Source organism: Rhizobium ecuadorense (assembly GCF_001187535.1).
GTDB lineage: Bacteria > Pseudomonadota > Alphaproteobacteria > Rhizobiales > Rhizobiaceae > Rhizobium > Rhizobium ecuadorense.
The window spans coordinates 1-241 of record NZ_LFIO01000280.1; the positions used below are offsets into that span (position 1 = coordinate 1).

General features: G+C 60.6%; 1 protein-coding gene. It reads right to left on the reverse strand.

Annotated elements, in window-relative coordinates:
- Positions 1-190, reverse strand: a 190-nt coding sequence (locus AF337_RS06505) for an EVE domain-containing protein (RefSeq protein ID WP_152970937.1), incomplete at its 3' end; no start/stop codon positions are given.
- Positions 191-241: the final 51 nt, after the last annotated feature.

The window sequence follows — 241 nt, forward strand, 5'->3', positions numbered from 1 at the left end:
CAATTGCAGTCAACGCTTGCAGCCGATCCCTGCCGCCAAATGTTTCGGTCGGCGAATAGTAGATCACGCGGTCACCAGGCGCGCTCCGCCTAAGCGGAGCGGCCTTTCCGTGACAAACCTGCATGAAACCCGCCTCCCGCCCGATGCGTACATGGTTTGCCGATGCCACTGCGATCCAGTTGCGGGACATGTTTCAGCCTTCCGCCACGTTATAGACGCGCAGGCGATGTCCGTCGGGATC